General features: G+C 45.1%; 13 protein-coding genes. 4 read left to right on the top strand and 9 right to left on the bottom strand.

Annotation, left to right across the window (positions count from 1 at the left end):
* Nucleotides 1-2: 2 nt before the first annotated feature.
* On the bottom strand, nt 3-1,295 hold the full coding sequence (gene porK / locus FSB76_RS09915) for a T9SS ring complex lipoprotein PorK/GldK (protein WP_147053422.1): 1,293 nt from the start codon (nt 1,293-1,295) through the stop codon (nt 3-5).
* Between the two features lie 403 nt (nt 1,296-1,698).
* On the opposite strand from porK, the gene FSB76_RS09910 reads away from it, so the two are divergent.
* Nucleotides 1,699-4,701: a glycosyl hydrolase gene (locus FSB76_RS09910; protein WP_147053421.1), complete on the top strand. Its 3,003-nt coding sequence runs from the start codon at nt 1,699-1,701 to the stop codon at nt 4,699-4,701.
* A 62-nt stretch (nt 4,702-4,763) separates the two neighbouring features.
* On the opposite strand, the gene FSB76_RS09905 is transcribed toward FSB76_RS09910, so the two are convergent.
* The 6 genes from FSB76_RS09905 to FSB76_RS09880 form a co-directional block, all read right to left on the bottom strand.
* A complete protein-coding gene (locus FSB76_RS09905; protein ID WP_147053420.1) occupies nt 4,764-5,309 on the bottom strand; it encodes a carboxymuconolactone decarboxylase family protein in 546 nt (181 codons plus the stop codon).
* A gap of 141 nt (nt 5,310-5,450) precedes the next feature.
* Nucleotides 5,451-6,002: a carboxymuconolactone decarboxylase family protein gene (locus tag FSB76_RS09900; protein ID WP_147053419.1), complete on the bottom strand. Its 552-nt coding sequence runs from the start codon at nt 6,000-6,002 to the stop codon at nt 5,451-5,453.
* Between the two features lie 126 nt (nt 6,003-6,128).
* Nucleotides 6,129-7,385 (bottom strand): MFS transporter, encoded by a 1,257-nt coding sequence (locus tag FSB76_RS09895; RefSeq protein WP_147053418.1) that lies wholly within the window; start codon nt 7,383-7,385, stop codon nt 6,129-6,131.
* A gap of 5 nt (nt 7,386-7,390) precedes the next feature.
* Nucleotides 7,391-10,156 (bottom strand): TonB-dependent receptor, encoded by a 2,766-nt coding sequence (locus tag FSB76_RS09890; protein WP_147053417.1) that lies wholly within the window; start codon nt 10,154-10,156, stop codon nt 7,391-7,393.
* Nucleotides 10,157-10,191: 35 nt separating this feature from the next.
* Nucleotides 10,192-10,752: a carboxymuconolactone decarboxylase family protein gene (locus FSB76_RS09885; protein WP_147053416.1), complete on the bottom strand. Its 561-nt coding sequence runs from the start codon at nt 10,750-10,752 to the stop codon at nt 10,192-10,194.
* 203 nt (nt 10,753-10,955) lie between these two features.
* The gene (locus tag FSB76_RS09880; protein ID WP_147053415.1) at nt 10,956-11,483 is read right to left on the bottom strand and encodes a hypothetical protein; all 528 of its coding nucleotides are present in this window, start codon (nt 11,481-11,483) and stop codon (nt 10,956-10,958) included.
* Between the two features lie 183 nt (nt 11,484-11,666).
* Here FSB76_RS09880 and FSB76_RS09875 point away from each other — a divergent pair, with 183 nt between their 5' ends.
* From FSB76_RS09875 to FSB76_RS09865, 3 genes are all read left to right on the top strand, one after another.
* Entirely contained in the window at nt 11,667-13,178 is a 1,512-nt protein-coding gene (locus FSB76_RS09875) for a glycoside hydrolase family 32 protein (protein ID WP_147053414.1), read from the top strand.
* A 285-nt stretch (nt 13,179-13,463) separates the two neighbouring features.
* Nucleotides 13,464-13,898, top strand: coding sequence for a hypothetical protein (locus FSB76_RS09870; RefSeq protein WP_147053413.1), 435 nt, complete (start codon nt 13,464-13,466; stop codon nt 13,896-13,898).
* Complete coding sequence (locus FSB76_RS09865) at nt 13,895-14,869, top strand: wax synthase family protein (RefSeq protein ID WP_147053412.1); 975 nt, start codon at nt 13,895-13,897, stop codon at nt 14,867-14,869. Before FSB76_RS09870 ends, FSB76_RS09865 begins: the two co-directional genes overlap by 4 nt.
* A gap of 321 nt (nt 14,870-15,190) precedes the next feature.
* Here FSB76_RS09865 and FSB76_RS09860 read toward each other — a convergent pair whose 3' ends face one another.
* The gene (locus FSB76_RS09860; protein ID WP_147053411.1) at nt 15,191-15,967 is read right to left on the bottom strand and encodes a GLPGLI family protein; all 777 of its coding nucleotides are present in this window, start codon (nt 15,965-15,967) and stop codon (nt 15,191-15,193) included.
* A gap of 6 nt (nt 15,968-15,973) precedes the next feature.
* The gene (locus FSB76_RS09855; RefSeq protein WP_394349434.1) at nt 15,974-18,199 is read right to left on the bottom strand and encodes an outer membrane beta-barrel protein; all 2,226 of its coding nucleotides are present in this window, start codon (nt 18,197-18,199) and stop codon (nt 15,974-15,976) included.
* Nucleotides 18,200-18,202: the final 3 nt, after the last annotated feature.

Genomic DNA, 18,202 nt, shown 5'->3' with positions numbered 1-18,202 from the left:
AATTATCGTTTAGCGTATTTTCTTGTTTTTACCTGCTCGCCGGGGAGTTCAAAGGCGGCCATCACGCAGCGAAAACCTATGTAGGAGTGGGCGTTGCCCTGGTCTTCAAAACTGCGGGTATCACTGTTCAGCATTTCGCCGTTATCTTTCCATGATCCGCCACGTACTACTTTTCGTTTTAGCAGGGGCGAATCTTTATCGGTAGCATCATACAGCAATGCCGGGTTTAAATCATTTACCAGTTGCGAAGCTGAAGGACTAAAAGCGTCCATAGTCCACTCGGATACGTTGCCGGCCATGTTGTAAATGCCAAAGGCGTTGGGCGTATAGGAGGTAACAGGCAGCGTAAATGTTGATCCATCGCTGGAGTAAGCGCCCTCGCCCTGTTTGAAGTTGAGTGAAAGTTTTTCCTTACCGGTAGCTTTATCAATGGTGGTTTTTACCGTGCGTTCTACGGTATCAGCCGGATCGAGCTTGGCTTCGGCGGCGTATTGCCATTGCGCTTCGGTAGGCAAACCAAAACTTAGTTTAAAATTTTTAAGGTTGGGATTGTTCCTGATGAGTACCTTTAACTGCGTACTGCGCCAGTCGGCATAGGCACGGGCCTGTTTCCAGGTTACCCCGACTACAGGGTTATACTCGTAAATTTTATTGCTGAAGTAATTGGCATCCATCACCGTCATTTGCGCATTCGGAAAATCCGTCGACCATACATGCTCGTTAGGATAAACGCCGACCGTATCCATTACATACTGGTTGTTTTTTTCGCCGTCCATACGCACGTAATAAAACCGGTAGTTCATTAATGCCGGGTCGGGCATACGCTGGCCATTGAGCATGGTCATCATCCCGGCCAGCTTTTCTTTTACGTCTGCCGGCGCGCGTTTCCACAGTGGCGAAATCTTGCGCACTTTATCCCAGTCTATCAGCCTGATCTCCTTCCGGTTTTTACCAACGGTTGCCCCTGTAGATGGCAGGTAAAAGGAATCATCGTGCAGGTAATCGGTAATGGCTACCGAATCGGCAACCCAGTTTACAAAAGCCTGGTATTGCTTGTTGGTTACTTCGGTTTTATCGATAAAAAAGGCGCTTACGCTTACATTGCGTTTTTCGGCTTTATCATCATCATCCTGAAGTTTGTATTGGAAAGTGCCTGATGGTATATACACCATGCCTGCCGGCGGGATGAGCCGTTTTACAGAAACAGCACGGGTGGCCGGGGTATTGTATAATTTTGACTGGCAGGAGCTGAGCACTATTAGCAGCAAGCCTGTAATTTGAATTGACGATCTCATAATTGACTTATCGGGGTTTTAAATGAAAAAAAATAGTCGATGTGAGATCATAGTGTTTTTTTAACTGGTGAAACAATGACTCAAATATGGGAGGTGTGCACCCAAGGGGGCATAATGTGCCGATGAACAGACTAAATAACTCGATAAAGAAATTGCCGGGTAAAAAGCAGAATTTTTAGTTGGATGTTTAAACAATATAAGTGTAACAACTACCGTTTTTAGGCGCTCCAAAGCTTAGTATAGAGGGCTTTAGCGGATGAATCCGGCTGTTTTTGCTGAATTTGGGTTGAATTTCAGGCTGACAATAACAGGTAAATGCTTTAAGGATAGATAAGGATGCCCCTCAGTTACCGGTTTGTTATCTTCGTTATCCCGTGGCACACTAACCAAACAAACACCGTTTATGTATAAAATTGTTGTGAGCTGTTTTATAGCCTTTTTATTAGGTTTAAACGCGCCCTATGCACAGGTTAATAAACTTAAAACTGGGTTTGTTCACCCGCCCAACTCGGCCAAACCCGGTGTTTACTGGTACTTTATGGATGGCAATATGTCGGCGAAATCCATAACCGAGGATCTGGAAGCAATGAAAAAGGCAGGCATCGGCAACCTTGTGTTTTTAGAGGTGAATGTAGGCATCCCGCGTGGCCCGGTTGATTTTTTGAGCGAAGAATGGCAAAATATGTTTGCCCACGCGGTAAGCGAATCCAAACGCCTGGGCATTGAAATTACTTTGGGTATTGGCCCGGGCTGGACGGGCAGTGGCGGGCCCTGGGTGCCCATAGGGCAATCAATGCAGCATTTGGTAAGCAGTACCATAAACGTAAGCGGCGGTAGCAAACAACCAATTGTTTTGCCGGTGCCGCCACCTAAACCACCCTATTTTGGCGAAGGCGCGTTTAGCCCCGAATTAAAAAAAACCTGGACTGATTTTTATGAAGATGTTGCCGTGCTGGCCTATCCAACACCGGCAATTGCATTACCTAAAATAAAAGATATAGATGAGAAAGCGTTGTATTACCGTGCGCCATACTCATCGGCTCCCAGTGTTAAACAGTTTTTGCCGTCGGTAACCGAATATGCCGCCGGACCGGCTGGTGCTATAGATAAAAGCAAGATCATTGATTTAACGGGTAAACTTAAACCAGATGGCACACTGAATTGGGTTGCCCCCGAGGGTAACTGGACAATTATGCGCCTTGGCCGCCGTAATAACGGCGCTATAACCCGCCCCGCGCCGGTACCTGGTTTAGGTTTTGAGGCCGATAAAATGGATACAGTGGCTTTAAATGCCCACCTGGATAATTATGTAGGCAAGTTGCTGCGCAAAACCGGGATGCCGAAACCCACTGATGCAGGCGGCTTAAAAAAGCTGCACATGGATAGCTGGGAAATGGGCTCGCAAAACTGGACGGGCCATTTCCGCGAGGAATTTATAAAACGGAGAGGCTATGATCCCTTGCCATTTTATCCTGTTTATGCCGGCAACATTGTACAAAGCCAGGAAATAAGCGAACGTTTTTTATGGGATTTACGTCAAACCGCGCAGGAACTGGTATTGGAAAACCATGCCGGGCAGGTTAAAACCTATGCGCACCGCAATGGCATGGAACTATCTATCGAGCCATATGATATGAACCCAACTGCCGATTTGGAACTGGGTGCTTTGGCCGATGTACCTATGGCCGAATTTTGGAGTAAGGGGCTGGGCTTTAATTCGTCGTTCAGCGTGGTTGAAGCGACTTCTATCGGGCACGTGAACGGTAAATCATTAATCCCTGCCGAATCTTTTACATCGCAGGATAACGAGGGTTGGAAACAATACCCCGGCGCCATGAAAAACCAGGGCGACTGGGCTTTTGCTGCGGGTATCAATAGGTTTACGTATCATACATTCCAAAACCAGTTCCTGCCCGATTCGTTGCGCCCCGGTGCAACCATGGGGCCATATGGTGTACACTGGGACAGAAATCAAACCTGGTGGCCAATGGTAGGCGGTTATCATGATTATATATCACGGTGCTCCTATATTTTACAGCAAGGGCGTACGGTAGCCGATGTACTGTACTTAACGCCGGAAGGATCGCCTCATGTTTTCCGCCCGCCATCATCGGCCATGGACGGCGACGTGGTTTTACCCGATAGAAAAGGGTATAATTTTGATGGATGCTCGCCGGGGCAGTTGTATACAGCAAGCGTTAAAAATGGGATGGTGGTATTCCCGGGTGGGGCGAGTTATAGGCTATTGGTATTGCCCGCCGTTAAAACCATGACCCCGGTGTTGCTGCAAAAAATAAAATCGCTGGTAAATGATGGCGCGGTGGTAGTGGGCATGCCGCCAGTAAAATCACCGGGCTTAACGGGCTACCCAGCCTGCGATATCCAGGTGAGTGATATGGCCAAAGTAATCTGGGGAACTTTGCAGGAACCATCGGCACAAACAAGCCGGAGCTACGGCAAAGGCAGATTAATTTGGGGCGGCGATATTGATAAGCAGATCAATGACCTTTACCCCGAATACGAGCTAACCGCCAAACTGCTCCTGTCCATGGATATAGAGCAGGATTTTACATCCAATGGGCAGTTAAGATACACTCACCGCACCACCGGCGATACGGATATCTATTTTGTATCCAACCGCACAGACCAGGTAGTAAAGACAACCGCATCATTCAGGACGGTAACAGGTCCCCCGCAAATGTGGGATGCCATTACCGGCAAAATTACAAGCCTTCCCGAATACAGCGTAAAGGGCCAGCTAACATCTGTATCCTTAAAATTTGCGCCGTACCAAAGTTATTTTGTTGTATTTGCCAAAGGCAATATTACAGCATCTGCAGCCCATAAAAACTTTGGAGAAAATGCCATTGTTAAAACCTTAAGCGGTGCGTGGCTGGTGTCGTTTGATCCAAAATGGGGTGGTCCTAAAAATATTAAGTTTGACGAATTGACCGACTGGACATTAAGACCGGAAGAGGGCATTAAATACTATTCGGGAACAGCTGTTTATCACAAGGAATTTGATTTACCGGCCCAAACCCAAAAAGCAAAAAAACTTTATATAGACCTGGGCACCGTTAATAACATGGCCCGCATAAAACTAAACGGGAAAGATTTAGGCGTGGTTTGGACTGCCCCCTGGCGTATAGAGATTAATAAAGCAGCACTAAAAAAGCACAACAAACTGGAGATACAAGTAATAAACTTATGGCCAAACAGGCTTATTGGCGACGAAACAAAACCCGATGATGGCATTCAAAACGATGCCTGGCCCCAATGGCTGGTTAAAGGCCTGCCACGCACAAGCGGAAGGTTTACTTTTTCGAGTTATAAATTTTACAGTAAAGATTCGCCTTTGTTAAAATCCGGACTACTTGGCCCGGTGACCATCCAAAGTGAATTTTGAAGAAATAAATAAGGCCCCGCATTACACGGGGTCTTTTTAATATAAATCGGATCGGCTAAAAATTATTTTAAAATACTGCCCACATATCCTTCAACTGCCCGTTGGGGAGCGCGGTTAACATAAAACGATCTGTCTTGCGGTGCCCATGTGCCCAGGCCATCTACATAGCGGTTAAACATGCAAAATGATGCGGCTATCAGCACCGTATCGTGTATCTCTTTATCTGTAGCGCCTTCGCTTCGGGCGGCATCTACCTGTTCAATGGTTACATTTTTGCCCCCTTTTTGAACACTGCCGGCAATAGTTAATAAAGCTTTCATTTTCGGCGATATATCGGCTGAAGTGAAATCGGCTTTGATGGCGTCTATATCATCTATACTGCATTTAAGATAGTGGCCGGCAACTGCGCCATGCACGTTCTGGCAAAAAAAGCAGTCGTTTAGGTACGATACATAGGTACCTATCAGTTCCCGCTCGCCACGGGTTAGCGAGTTATCCGAGCGCAGCAAAAATTCGGCAAGGGCATTCAACGGGGCCTCGATTTCAGGCCGATAAAACATCAGGCCTCTTATGCCTGGCAAGTCGTTATTTAATTCAATATGTGCCATGGTATGTGTTGTTTACGATAGATATTTTAAGAGAAAATTGGACAAAAACAATATCGAACAACGAATGTCGAATATCCAACACCGAAGTTTTTCTTCATTATTCGACATTGGATATTCTGTGTTCGATATTTAGTCATTCTTTCATTGCTTTGAAGGATTTGGAGGTAAAGTATATCCCTTTGCCATACGTACGCCCATTTCTGCATAAGCTTCCGGATCTGTTGGTGTAAGGCTGGCCAGCCCGTCTACATAACGGTTAAACATGCTGAACGATGCTGCTATCAATACCGTATCGTGCAATTCGCGGTCGGTAGCGCCAAGATTTTTGGCGGCGTCAATATCGACCTGTTTAACTTCGGTACCCAGGATTTGCACTTTGCCGGCTATATTTAATAGCGCTTTCAGCTTATCGCTTACCGGGGCTTCCTGCATATCCCGCAATACCTCGTCAACAATAAGGGCATCGTCTTCATACAGCCACCTTGCCGCGGCTGCATGGCTGCTGTAGCAAAAAGTACAGTTGTTGCGGTACGATACATATGCGGCTATCAGTTCGCGCTCAGCGGGTGATAAGGTAGATTCGCCCCGTAGCAGTATCTGCGCCAGCTCGTATAAAGGCTTACCTGTTTCGGGCCTGAACATTACCAGCGAGCGGATGCCCGGAACGCCTTCGGGTACATTGATGTGTGCCATATTTTTATTGAATTATTGAATTATTGAATTATTGAATTATTGAATTATTGAATTATTGAATTATTGAATTATTGAATTATTGAATTATTGAATTATTACTCTTTAAAACCTTTTTCCTTTAACCTTTCAGCTTTTACCTCCCCTTTTATGGCCAAATAATACTACCAGTAGGCCTATTATAAATACTAACGAAAAAATGAATATGGCGTTGCCATAGCCGCCCAGGGCCGATACCAGGATGCCTACAAACAGTACGGCTGTAGCGGTAAATATTCTACCGATATTAAAGCAAAATCCCGTTGCAGTGGCACGAATGCCGGTTGAGAACAGCTGTGGTATGTAGGCTGATAACACGCCCTGGCTGGCGCCGAAGAATAAAGCCAGTATGCAGATCTCGGCATAGATAACTGGGCTGAATGTGCTGTTTGTTTTAAACAATACGAATGATAAACCGGCGCAAACTGCAAAACAAATGAGCATCGACCGGCGTAAAGTAAGCAGGTTTACCAGCCATCCAGATAGGAAGCCACCCGTTAGGCCACCCATGCCCAAAAACATCATGCTCAGGCCACGCTCTTTAGCGGCATCATGATTGGTAATAAGGCTTTGCACCCAGGTTGGCAGCCAGGAAAATATGGCCCACAGGCCTATTAACATAGTGCCAAAGGTTAACGAACCTACTACCAACTCCCGGCGATGGGCGGGCGATAGTAATTTATTCAGCGGGTTGTTGCGGTTGGCAATATCATTGCGATAGCTTAGCCAGCCTGGCGATTCGGATAAAATCCAGGCGCCAATCAGCGCCAGGGCCAGCGGGATAACGCCGATCAGAAAGCCTGACCGCCACGACGACACCACGTAATTGATAAGCCCGGCCGAAAAGATACCGACGGGGAACGCGATGGAGAGGATGCCAATAACAACCGCTTTGCTTTTTGCAGGCCAAACTTCGCTTATAAGTGTAATGGTTGTTACCAATACACCGCCCACGCCAAAGCCACTCATAAAGCGGCAAAGTACAACGCCCCACCATGTGGGCATTTGGCCTGTTAAAATGGTGAAAATACCATAACAGCTAATGGCCATTAGCAAGGCGGTTTTACGCCCCATTTTATCGCTGATAACGCCCCAGGTAAAGCCACCTAAGGCCCAGCCAAAAATGAAGATGGCGTTAATATAGCCACTGATGGAGTTAATTTCGTTTGGAGGCAAATTGCCTTGCAAATCTTTAACCACCACCGGCAGATAAACCGACATCAGGGTAGATACCGTACCCCCAAGGGCGCTGCTCAAAAAACAAATAGCAAATAATATTACCCGGTATGGTACGCTGATATCTGTTTGCGGTTTTGAACCCGGCTTATCAATTACAAGTGTGCTCATATTGTTTATTTTAAAAGGTCATCAAATACTATCGATACATAATAAATAGCGCCAATAGCCGGCGAACCGTATGACTGGTAAATGTGCTGGTTGAAAATATTGCTGCCGCCCAGCTTAACTGTCGATTTGAATTTTGGTAGCTTTTTGCTAATCTGTGCATCAACCACCGAGTAAGCATCTACACGGCCCGGACGCGTACCGTTAAAAGTGCCGTACCAGTCAAACGCGCTTTGCCAGTGCCAGGCCAGGTTAAAGCCAAAATTGTTGGCAAAATTGCTGTTGCCAAAAGTGGTATTGGTAGCCCATTTAGGGGTGTTAAAAGCTGCAATATTGTTTGGATTTGCGTTGCGCAGATTAAATGTTGATAGCGTAGCATTGGCGCCCAGGGCATATCCTTTATCAAACAAATAAGTTAAACCCGCGCTTGCACCCTGTGCCGATACTTTATCGGGCGCGTTGGTGTATAGCTGAAAGGCATGCACCTTGCCACCAGGAATATCGCTTGCCGATGCTGTTGTAACCTTGCCATCCGCACCCAATATTTGATCTTGTGGCTGTATTACTACCGTGTTAAGGATAAAGTTGGTATAGCTGCTGTAGTAATAATTTACATCAACCAGTAATTTATCCATTATTAAACCTTTATAGCCCAGTTCAAAGGCCTTTTGCTGCTCGGGCTTAATGTAGGCCACATTTGATTTTTGCAATAAACCTTTGTTTTGCTCAACCGCCTGCGGGAAAGGTGTTCCGCCGGCAACAGCCGCGCCAATTGCCGCACCGAACGCACTCACTGATGATGCGGTGAACGAGTTTTCATACACGTTTAACCCTGCACTGTTTTTGGGCGCACCACCTAAAATGGTGATAGGGCCTACGTTAAGGTGGATAAACTGATCAACCGGGGTGGGGTTCCGGAAACCGGTTTGGTATGATGCCCTGAAATTATGGGTTTTATCGACCGTATAAACTGCCGAGAAGCGTGGCGTAAAGCTGCCTTTAAAGTTTTCGTTTTTGTCATAACGGATAGAGGCTGTTAGCTTCAGGTTATCGTCAAACAGTTTTTTGGCAGCCTGCATAAACGCCCCGTATTCGGCAATGGTTACGCGGTTGGTTTTATCATCAAACAAACTGCCATTGGTAAACATGCGGTAATCGCGGTAGCTGCCGCCGGCCAGCAGCTCAAACACTTTGATAGCGCTTGTAAAATCGTATTGGCCATCGGCATGGTAAAATTTACTTGCGCTAAATACACCCGCGCCGCTTAGGCCGTAGTTATGGATAGATGCATCTTTGGCAGCGTTGAAGGCAGCTGTGCCCGGTAAAAAACGGCCCTGATCTGCAAAAGCCCGTGCTGCTGCATTATCGTGGGCAGTTACGCCGGCTGCGCTACCGTTGTATGCTGTTGAATACCGGGTAAACCAGGTATCGTCGGCTTTATCGGGGGTAACGGTGTTGCCGCTTAAATCCTGCACCCAATCGCGGTTGATAAACTGCGCCAGCGAGCGGGTATTATAGGAGTCGTGCGAGTTTTCGGCTACGGAATATCCGCGGATAAAAAAGTTGCTGCCTTTCAATTCCACCCGGTGGGTTTGCAAAACAAAGTTATTTAAATCAAAACGACTGCTGCCTGTGTAGCTGGCGGTTCCTTTACCAAAGTTGTACTGGTAAATGGCTTCCAGGTTATTGCTGATGCGGTAGTGCAACGCGCCGTTTAACTTAAGGCTGTACACATTATAATTCATCAGGTCTTTTTCCTCGTAACCGGTTCTTGATACCAGGCCGATGCCGGGAAGTGTGCGCGATACTTCATCGCCGTAAATATTCAGCGCGTCGCGGCCGGGGTTATTAGGCCCCCGTTGGGCAACCGGGGTTGATGCGCTTACATCGGTATAGTTTTCGGCATACCAATCCCTGCCGGTTAAATATGAAGCATTGATTTTTAAGGCAAATCTATCGTTAAAGGCTTTGGCATACCGCGCGGCAAAATCATACAAACCCTGCGGTTTTACAGACGATTCGCCAAAATGGTTCATTCCCGTTTTTACCTGTACAGTTAAGCCCTGGTATTTGAAGGGGTCTTTTGTTTTTAACGATAACAATCCATTAAAGGCCACCGGGCCATATAGTGCTGATGCTGCACCTGGTATAACTTCGGCACTCTCGATATCAATATCCGATGCGCCAAAAAGGTTACCTACCGAAAAATTAAGGCCGGGTGTTTGGTTATCAACTCCATCAACCAACTGTAAAAAGCGGCCGTTACCGGTGCTGTTAAAGCCGCGGGTGTTCACCTGTTTGTAGGTTAAGCTGCTGGTTACCGCTTCAACCCCTTTTAAGCTTTGCAATCCATCATAAAACGTAAATGAAGGATTTTCTTTAATGGCCTTCAAACTCATTTTTTCGATACTAACCGGCGATTGCAATATGCTTTGGTTAATACGGGTAGCAGATGATACAACCTCGTTTAGTACGATGGATTTCTGCTGTAATTTGAGGCTTACTTCGCCGGTGGATGTAACATTGCTTTCTATTTGCTCATAGCCCACGGCCGATATAATGAGCGTAAAGGGCGGCTTAATTTTATTGAGGTTAAGGGAGTAGTTACCCTTTGAGTCGGTAATGGTACCGGTTAATTTACCTTTAACGGTGATGCTGGCACCCACAACAGCCTGGCCGGTTGTAGCATCAGTTAGGGTACCCGTTATTTTGCTTTCCTGCGCAAACAGGTTTACGGACGAGAGCAGCAATATGATAAATAAAAGTTTTTTCATCGTGATTTTGGTTTTAAATTAATTAGGGTAATGGCTTATTTTTTTAAGTGATCATAGCCTTGCGGCAGGCGCGTGTAACCATGGTTAACCAGGCGATCTGCAAGGACATTATAGTACCCGGCATCTGCCGGCAACGCTGTGGCCAGGCCATCAACATAGCGGTTGTACAGGCAAAAGAGTGCCGCTATTAGTACCGTGTCGTGAATTTCGATGTCTGTCGCACCGGCAGCTTTGGCCCTTTCAATTTCGGTGGGGGTTACATTTTTACCACTTTGGCCGGTTAGTTTGGCAATAGTGAGCAGTGCCTTCATTTTCTCGCTCACAGGAGCGGTCTCGATGTTTTCTTTGATCTTTTGGGCGGTATCATTTTCGCCTAAATACAGGTCGGCGGCGGCAGTGTGGGCGGTGGTGCAAAACTTGCATTGGTTGCCGTGCGATACAATGGTTGCTATCAGTTCGCGATCGCCCTCGGATAGGGTCGATGGGCCGCGAAGCAAAATTTGGGTCAGTTCGCGAATAGGTGCAGCACTTTCTTTGCTGTACTCCAATAACCCGGTTATGCCCGGTAAATGGGATTCAAGAGGAATATAAGGCATTTTAATTTGAAAATTTGAAGATTTGAAAATTGCCGGAGGGGAGGGTAATTAGCTTATCGATACTCTTACTACGCCACTGCCGCGTTTTTGCTCTGGCTAAATACAAAGCAGCAAACTGCGTTAAAGCGCACAGGCCAATTCCAATAAAAGCAAATCAATGATACTAACAGTACCGTCCGGAAAAATGAATTAAAAAGAGGGGATTAGCAGGTGGCTTTTGGCGGTTGCTCAGGAATGTCCTGGTGGTAATAAACCAACGGCTGTACAGGTTGTACAACGTTTTTCGGTAAGTTTTTCATAGGGCAATTAAACTCAATTTGCGCAAAAGAGAAACTTATGTTTTCCTGCACAATGGTTTTGCCGTAGGGTACATGATCTTTTTGTGGTACCGGGATATCTTTAACGCCTTTGGCATTAACTACATTTTTATCAATATGTTGTGTGGTTTCGTAATTGGGGATGCACATCAGGTGTAAACCAGTGCGTGTCATCTTCATTTTTACGTAGTTGTAGTTGGTGCTCCCAAATTGAATTTGCCCGGCAATGTTCTCAAAGCTTTTCCAGTCGTGAATATTGGGGAGGTTAACGGGGATAACTACCTCTGTTAGATCTTTAATATTGTAAAGCCCTTTACGGGTTTGCTCGGTATAAAACTTATTTGTTTTGTAAACCAAATATTGATGAAATGCCAGCTGCCCGCCAATATTTAGCAGGTGAATGTTGAGTAACATTAAGGCAATAAATTTTTTCAATCTGGTTTAAAGGCAAAAGAGTTGTTTAAAGTTGTGACTTTAAAACAAACTTTCAAAATTTTATTTAACAATAGCGCGAATATTTGCTTTGTTTCTGCTCCATTTGCCCCGGAGTTAATTTTTAACGTACTTTTATGCTACCAACTTTATAAACAACCACCTATGTTTAAATATTTTATTTACTGCCTTGCTTTTTCGATGTGTTCTGTTAAAGTGTTTGCCCAGCAAACACCAACCCCGCAATGGCGGCCTGCATATCACTTTACGCCACCCACCGGCTGGACTAATGACCCTAACGGGCTCATCTTCCTGGACGGAAAATATAACCTATATTACCAGCACAATCCTTTCGAAAATAAATGGGGACATATGAGCTGGGGCCACGCTACCAGTACCGACCTGCTGCACTGGACAAATCTGCCGGTTGCCATTCCCGAAATAGTGACCAAGGATACGTTGACCTACATCTATTCGGGATCGGCGGTGCTGGATAAAAATAATACCAGCGGTTTTGGCAAAAACGGCAAGGCCTCTATAGTTGCCGTTTTTACAGCCGATCAGCCCAAACAGAAAAAAGAATCGCAATATATAGCTTACAGTAATGACGATGGCAAAAGCTATACCCAATACGCTGGCAACCCGGTTATCGATCTGAATAAAAAAGATTTCCGCGACCCCAATGTTTTCTGGCACGAACCAACCAAACAGTGGATTATGACGGTAGCCATGGTTGATGAGCATATGGTAAGAATTTACGGTTCTAAAAACCTGAAGGAGTGGACAAAGCTGAGCGATTTTGGCCCGGCTGGTTACACCAAAAGCGGCTGGGAATGCCCATCGCTGCTGCCTTTAACTGTTGACGGCGATGCAGCCAATACAAAATGGGTGTTGTTTGTATCGTGCTGGGGCGAGCATAGCCCAATGATGCAGTATTATGTTGGCGATTTTGATGGTACAACCTTTAAAAATAACAACGATGCAGGCAGCCTGTTCAAAGTTGATTATGGCGACTCGTTTTATGCCGCTATTGCCTGGCGCGATGCACCTGGCAACAAGAAAGTGCTTTTGGGCTGGCTGGTAAACGGCCGCAAGGAAACCTATCCGTGGAAAGGCCAGATGTCAATCCCCCATGATCTATCCTTAAAAACTACTGATGAGGGCATCAGGCTTATTCAGGCGCCATCGGCTGTTGTTAATAAGACAATTTCAAAAGAAGTGGAGGGGCTTTCGCTTGGCAGCCATGCACTTGCCGGAGCGATGTCGCTAAAGAACAGTAAGACATTTAGTCGATCGATCTGGATTGATGTTGATTTTCAGCTGAATGAGGCCAAAAAAGTAGGCTTTGTTTTAGCCCGGGAACGCGGTACAACAAAAAAAGTAGTAGTAGGATATGATGCCGTAAAACAGGAACTTTTTATAGATTGTACAACCGCTGAATCCGCGAATAAGGATGCCATAAACCTTGTTCAGACCGCCCCTTTAAAACCGTTGAATGGGACTGTAAAGCTCCAGGTTTTGCTGGACAGATCCTCGCTGGAAATTTTTGGCAATGGAGGCGAAAAGGTGATATCCACCATGATATACCCCGGGGAAAACACCACCTACAATACCATATTTTCGGAAGGAAAATCGTTGGTGAAAAGTTTAAAGATGTGGGATATGAGCAGTAAATAATCCGGCCAAAAACAACAGCCGCAAAAAACAACCCTGCGGGAATGCCCGGCGGGGTTGTTTTTTGATAATTATTCGCTGTTTTTTTGTTGATAATGAAATAGTTGAGATTTTTTACCTGTCCTTTCCTGTATCGTTAGTGTGCCCTTGGTCACTCTTTCAACAGCTTCCCGACACCATTCGATATCCGTTTAATGTATTATTATTTAATTTTCAATATATTTTGAAAGTTTAATATTTTATTTAAATTTGTACTATCCAAACGGATAAAAATAAATAGCCTGTAAAATGAAAACCATAGGTTTTAGTATTCAGCAATTGATCTGGTTTGCGGGGCTGGCGCAGGTAGGGCTGGTGGTTGGCAGCCTGGCCATTCCCCGGGTTTTAAACTGGCGGCCCGAGCTGCTAAAAGTGCAACCCCTGATTAAGCAAATGTTTTGGACGTATGCCGCATATATCCTGGTAATTAACCTTTGCTTCGGGCTGCTTTCGGCACTGGCATTTAATGACCTTGTTAATGGAACACGGCTTGCAACATTACTGACCGGTTTTATCGCCGTGTATTGGATTTCGAGAGTGTTGATCCAGTTCCTTTATTTCGACAGGACAAATTTTCCCACTGGTAAATTGCATAAACTGGCCGAGGCGGTATTGATCATCCTTTTTGTTTTCCTCAGTGTTGTTTATAGTAGGGCCTGTTACTTTAATTATATGCAGTTATGATTAACACAACGGTGCTAATATCCCTTTTTTATTTCGGCATTACAAACGCCGGCGTTGTACTGTTGGGTTATGCATTTATAAAATATAAAATGGTGTGGCAAAGCTGGGTTTTGCTTATTGCAAGCATCTTTATTGTACACTTTGTATGTTTACAGGCCAACCCCATTTTGCGCATGCTGGCTATCATCGCCACAACCTTTACCTCCATGAAGGTTATTGCCGTTGCCCAGAGTTACAAAAACAAAAAACTTACCCTTCAATTTAATCAATGGCTGGTTTTTGCTGGCGGCTGGGCCGGTATGCGTGCCGAACCTTTTGAAAACCTAGGGCAGCCACCCTTACCCAATGCCTGGCCCATGATTTGGTTTGGTGTGAGTCGGGTAATAGCCGGCGGGGTACTTATTTTGCTGGGGCGCCAAATTGTATTGCTGCCGTTAGGTGCACAGCCGGTCTACCTGTTAACCACTGCTTTTTTGCTGGTAGGGCTAAGCCTTATTCTTCACTTCGGGCTGTTGTGTATTAGTGCAGGTACGTGGCGGTTAAAGGGCGTAAATACCTACTACCTGTTTAAGCAACCTGCCAGGGCCATGAGCCTTACCGAATTTTGGGGCAAACGCTGGAACATGGCCTTTAGCGAAATGACATCCATAACCATCTTTCGCCCATTGCGCAATAAAATAGGGCCGGGGGCCGCGTTAATGGTCGCCTTCGGCTTCTCGGGCCTGTTGCATGAACTGGCGCTTAGCGTGCCCGTAAATAGCGGATATGGTTTACCCATGATATATTTTGTTATCCAGGGAGTTATGGTACTGCTGGAAAAGGTATTGACAGATAGTGGGGCTGCTTTTTTAAAATACCCGTTCGCCGCCCGTTTATGGACTTTGTTTTGGGTGATAGCGCCCATGCCCCTGCTGTTTCACCCGCAGTTTATCAGGCAAATTGTGTGGCCGATGGTTGGGTTGCATGTGTAAAGCCCATACCCTGGTTTTGCTACCGCGTGTGCGTATCTTTTAGCATTTCATCATGAGAAATTGTCATTTCGAACGAACCTGGGCTGGATTGTGCGCAGGTGGTGAGGAGAAATCTTGAACGCCCTGCATTCCGATAAGCTGCTTTGGATGCAAGGCGTTCAAGATTTCTCTTTCGCGCTCCCGCTCTTTGCTTCCTCTTGCTCCATCGAAATGACAATTTTCTTTTATTAAAAGGTGTAGGGACACGGTAGCCCAGCCCCTAAAACACAAACACCCTGCTATGCAGGGCATAACAGGGTGTTGCTTAAGTTTATGATTAGGTTAAAGGATAAAGGCTTTTAAGTAGATGTTTGATTGGTTGCCCCAGTTTTTCATTACATCGGTAAGGGTGGCGGTTAGCTCTTTCCGATTTACTGCCTTTCCTTTTTTAGGGGCGGCAAGCGCTTTATCGTCAACCGGTATTTCATTTACTTTGGTGGCAAACCACGTTACATTTTCATGGGGAATAGCCAGTCCTAATATCATGCCCGGCAGGCCGGCAAATGATTCGGGGCCGCCTGGTACTGTAATGTCATCGGTATAAAAAGCTACCACATAAACCGAATCAAGTACCAGCGCGTTTGCGCGGCGGCAGGTAAAACCTGCTATTTCGCGGGTTTCGGTAGTAATCTTCCAGTTTATTTTGCGTACGCTATCTTTCACCAGGAATACCGATTCAAAAACTTTTTTCTGGTCAATGCTGGTATAGGTATTCAGGTCGGTTTGTACGGTATTGTTTTGACCCACCATCGGGTTATCTAAAAAGAAGGTATTGCCCTGGGCTTCGGGCTCAATGGGGGTAAAAAGGGTTTTGTTGTTGCCAAAGGCTAAAGTGCTTTTCAGTTTCCTGAATTGAGGTTGCGTTTTTTTATAGGAGTCAAAGGCAGGTTGTAGCCAGGCTTCGTTATCCTTATCAATTATCTTCTGAAAAACAGCGTACATGTTTACGCTTTTTTCATATTCAATAATGCCATTGGTGGTAAAGTGCTTGTTTTGGGCAAACAAGGTATTGGCCCCAAGCATAAATAAGCAGGTTGTATATAAAATGAGTTTTTTCATGATCAATTATTTTTTAGCTGCGGGGGCCGCGCCGCCGCCAACATGGTTAAAATCCCAAACAAGCGAAAGCATAAAGAACCTCCTGATAGTAGTATAACGCTCCTGCGAGATCTGGTTAGCATTACCCGTACGGCTGTAACCGGTGTTTTGGTTCAGCAAATCGTTACCGGCAAAGTATATTTTAAAGCTTTCGTCTTTTGTAAATGTTTTACCAATGGTTACGTTCAGGATCGTTTTCCTGAAATCCTGCGGAAACGATTGTGTTGCCGCATTGTATTGGTATGTAGCATCGGAGTTGATACTAAAGTGTAGGGGGAGGTAAATATTAAAGCCCCCATTTGCCTGTAAGCCCCGGCCGTTGTTATTGATATTAGTTTGTAACGACGAGGAGTTAACAGTATAGGTAGGCCCTACCGAACCCCACATATCATATTTTTTTTGTTTGTATTTGGATAACCTGAAATCGAGGCTGTAAGTGTATGATTGTGTTTTATTTAAGGCGTTGGGACCATCGTTGTACTTAACAAAATTGTAATAAGTATTACCGCTTCCGTTAATCCCTAAACCAGCGTTTACATCTACTTTGGGGATTTTTCTATCAAAGTAGGCACTTGCATACATATTTACTGTTTGGTTGCTGTTAAGGTTGGTGTACACATACGTGTTTCTGCCATTTACCGTGGTAACGTTGCTTACAATAGGGTTGTAGGTATTGGAGTATGAGCCATATAACCAAATGGACTGCCCGCTGAGCACCTTATAAGAGTTATAGCTAAAATTTAAACGATTGGTGTATGATGGCCTTAAATTGGGGTTACCAATTGTTCTGTTTACCGGGTCGTTATTTACCAATACGGGTTGAATTTGGTCAATAGTAGGTTGTGTTGTATTACCATTGTAACTCAATCGTACAGATTCCTGCTGCGAAAAGCGGTATTGGAATGTAGCCTGCGGAAACCAGTTTACAAAATTTCTGGTCCTGTCAGGTGTATTTCTGATCTCGTCTATTTGTTTAAAGTTTACCACCGACACCCTCGACCCAAAATTGAACGTGGCTTTTTTGCCTTTATAATTAAGGTTAAGCCCAAACTGGTTGGCCACCTGGTTTAATTTATAAAAGTTGCTCACCGTGGTGTCAAGAGTGGTATAGCTCCCGGTTCCACCCGGATCGTTATAGGAGCGCCTGTCAGAACTGTTGTTGCTTAGGTTAATGCCATAGTTTACCACCGCCGAAAGCTTTTTGGTGAGCGGTTCTGTATAAGTAAGGTTGGTATTTAACACATTGCTTTTTATGTTTGATACCTTGCGCTGATCGATAATTGTATCCTGCGTTAATGTAGCAGTTGTATCATATGATTTTGTACGGGCATACAACTGCCCCTTTGACTCACTTTGGTTAAGTGATTCGGATACATTTAACGAAAACGTACGACCAACCTTTTTAAATTTTTTAGTATAAAAAGCGCTTGCATTAAATATCTTCGATTTTACATCATTATCAACATTACGCTTACTGGTGTTTTGTAACCCGCCGTTTGCATAATTGCTTACATAATCATATTTGGTATTGGTGATGGCGTCTTTAGATGTACCATCCACCATAAGCTTCAGGTTTTGACTGGTATCTATCTTAACCTGGTAGGTTAAATCCAGTTTTTGGCGGAACATGTGGTTATGAAAAGTTTGATCTGAGCTGTTGGTGTTAAATGTACCGTCGAAGTTATTTTGTGCTATGGTATTTTTAGTACCATCCACGTTTAACGATCCTATTTTGTAATTACCATTGATAGATTCCTTATCGCCATTCCATTTGGTATCATAATGCGCTCCTGCCGACCGTGCCAGCGGAATACCCTCACCATCAAACCGTCCGCTAAACGAGTCGAGGTCGTCGCCGCCGCCGCCGTTAAAATATATCTCGCCGCCATCGCCAAATTCAAGGCCGCCGCTGCCGCCGTACTTGCTGTTATCGTCCCAGCCTAAACCAACTTTACCGGTATTACCTAAAGTTCCGTAAACAGAAAATTTCTGCTTGCCTTTAAAGCGATTAAATAAAATCTGCTCCTGGTAGTATTTATCGGTACCGCCATCGGCATCTATTTTACCAAAATAGCCATTCTTTTTATCCTCTTTAAGTTTAATGTTGATGGTTTTATTCTTCACCCCGTCATCAATTCCGGTAAATGCGGCCTGGTCGCTTTTTTTATCGTAAAGCTGTACCTTATCTACCATATC

The sequence above is a fragment of the Mucilaginibacter ginsenosidivorax genome, from assembly GCF_007971525.1.
Lineage (GTDB): Bacteria > Bacteroidota > Bacteroidia > Sphingobacteriales > Sphingobacteriaceae > Mucilaginibacter > Mucilaginibacter ginsenosidivorax.
The sequence above is the reverse complement of the archived record's forward strand: the minus strand, read 5'-3'. Positions and strand labels throughout refer to the sequence as shown.

Bases quoted from the DNA above. Each gene is read 5' to 3' on its own strand.
- porK (WP_147053422.1), bottom strand. From the start codon at position 1,295: ATGAGATCGTCAATTCAAATTACAGGCTTGCTGCTAATAGTGCTCAGC.
- FSB76_RS09910 (WP_147053421.1), top strand. From the start codon at position 1,699: ATGTATAAAATTGTTGTGAGCTGTTTTATAGCCTTTTTATTAGGTTTA.
- FSB76_RS09905 (WP_147053420.1), bottom strand. From the start codon at position 5,309: ATGGCACATATTGAATTAAATAACGACTTGCCAGGCATAAGAGGCCTG.
- FSB76_RS09900 (WP_147053419.1), bottom strand. From the start codon at position 6,002: ATGGCACACATCAATGTACCCGAAGGCGTTCCGGGCATCCGCTCGCTG.
- FSB76_RS09895 (WP_147053418.1), bottom strand. From the start codon at position 7,385: ATGAGCACACTTGTAATTGATAAGCCGGGTTCAAAACCGCAAACAGAT.
- FSB76_RS09890 (WP_147053417.1), bottom strand. From the start codon at position 10,156: ATGAAAAAACTTTTATTTATCATATTGCTGCTCTCGTCCGTAAACCTG.
- FSB76_RS09885 (WP_147053416.1), bottom strand. From the start codon at position 10,752: ATGCCTTATATTCCTCTTGAATCCCATTTACCGGGCATAACCGGGTTA.
- FSB76_RS09880 (WP_147053415.1), bottom strand. From the start codon at position 11,483: ATGTTACTCAACATTCACCTGCTAAATATTGGCGGGCAGCTGGCATTT.
- FSB76_RS09875 (WP_147053414.1), top strand. From the start codon at position 11,667: ATGTTTAAATATTTTATTTACTGCCTTGCTTTTTCGATGTGTTCTGTT.
- FSB76_RS09870 (WP_147053413.1), top strand. From the start codon at position 13,464: ATGAAAACCATAGGTTTTAGTATTCAGCAATTGATCTGGTTTGCGGGG.
- FSB76_RS09865 (WP_147053412.1), top strand. From the start codon at position 13,895: ATGATTAACACAACGGTGCTAATATCCCTTTTTTATTTCGGCATTACA.
- FSB76_RS09860 (WP_147053411.1), bottom strand. From the start codon at position 15,967: ATGAAAAAACTCATTTTATATACAACCTGCTTATTTATGCTTGGGGCC.
- FSB76_RS09855 (WP_394349434.1), bottom strand. From the start codon at position 18,199: ATGGTAGATAAGGTACAGCTTTACGATAAAAAAAGCGACCAGGCCGCA.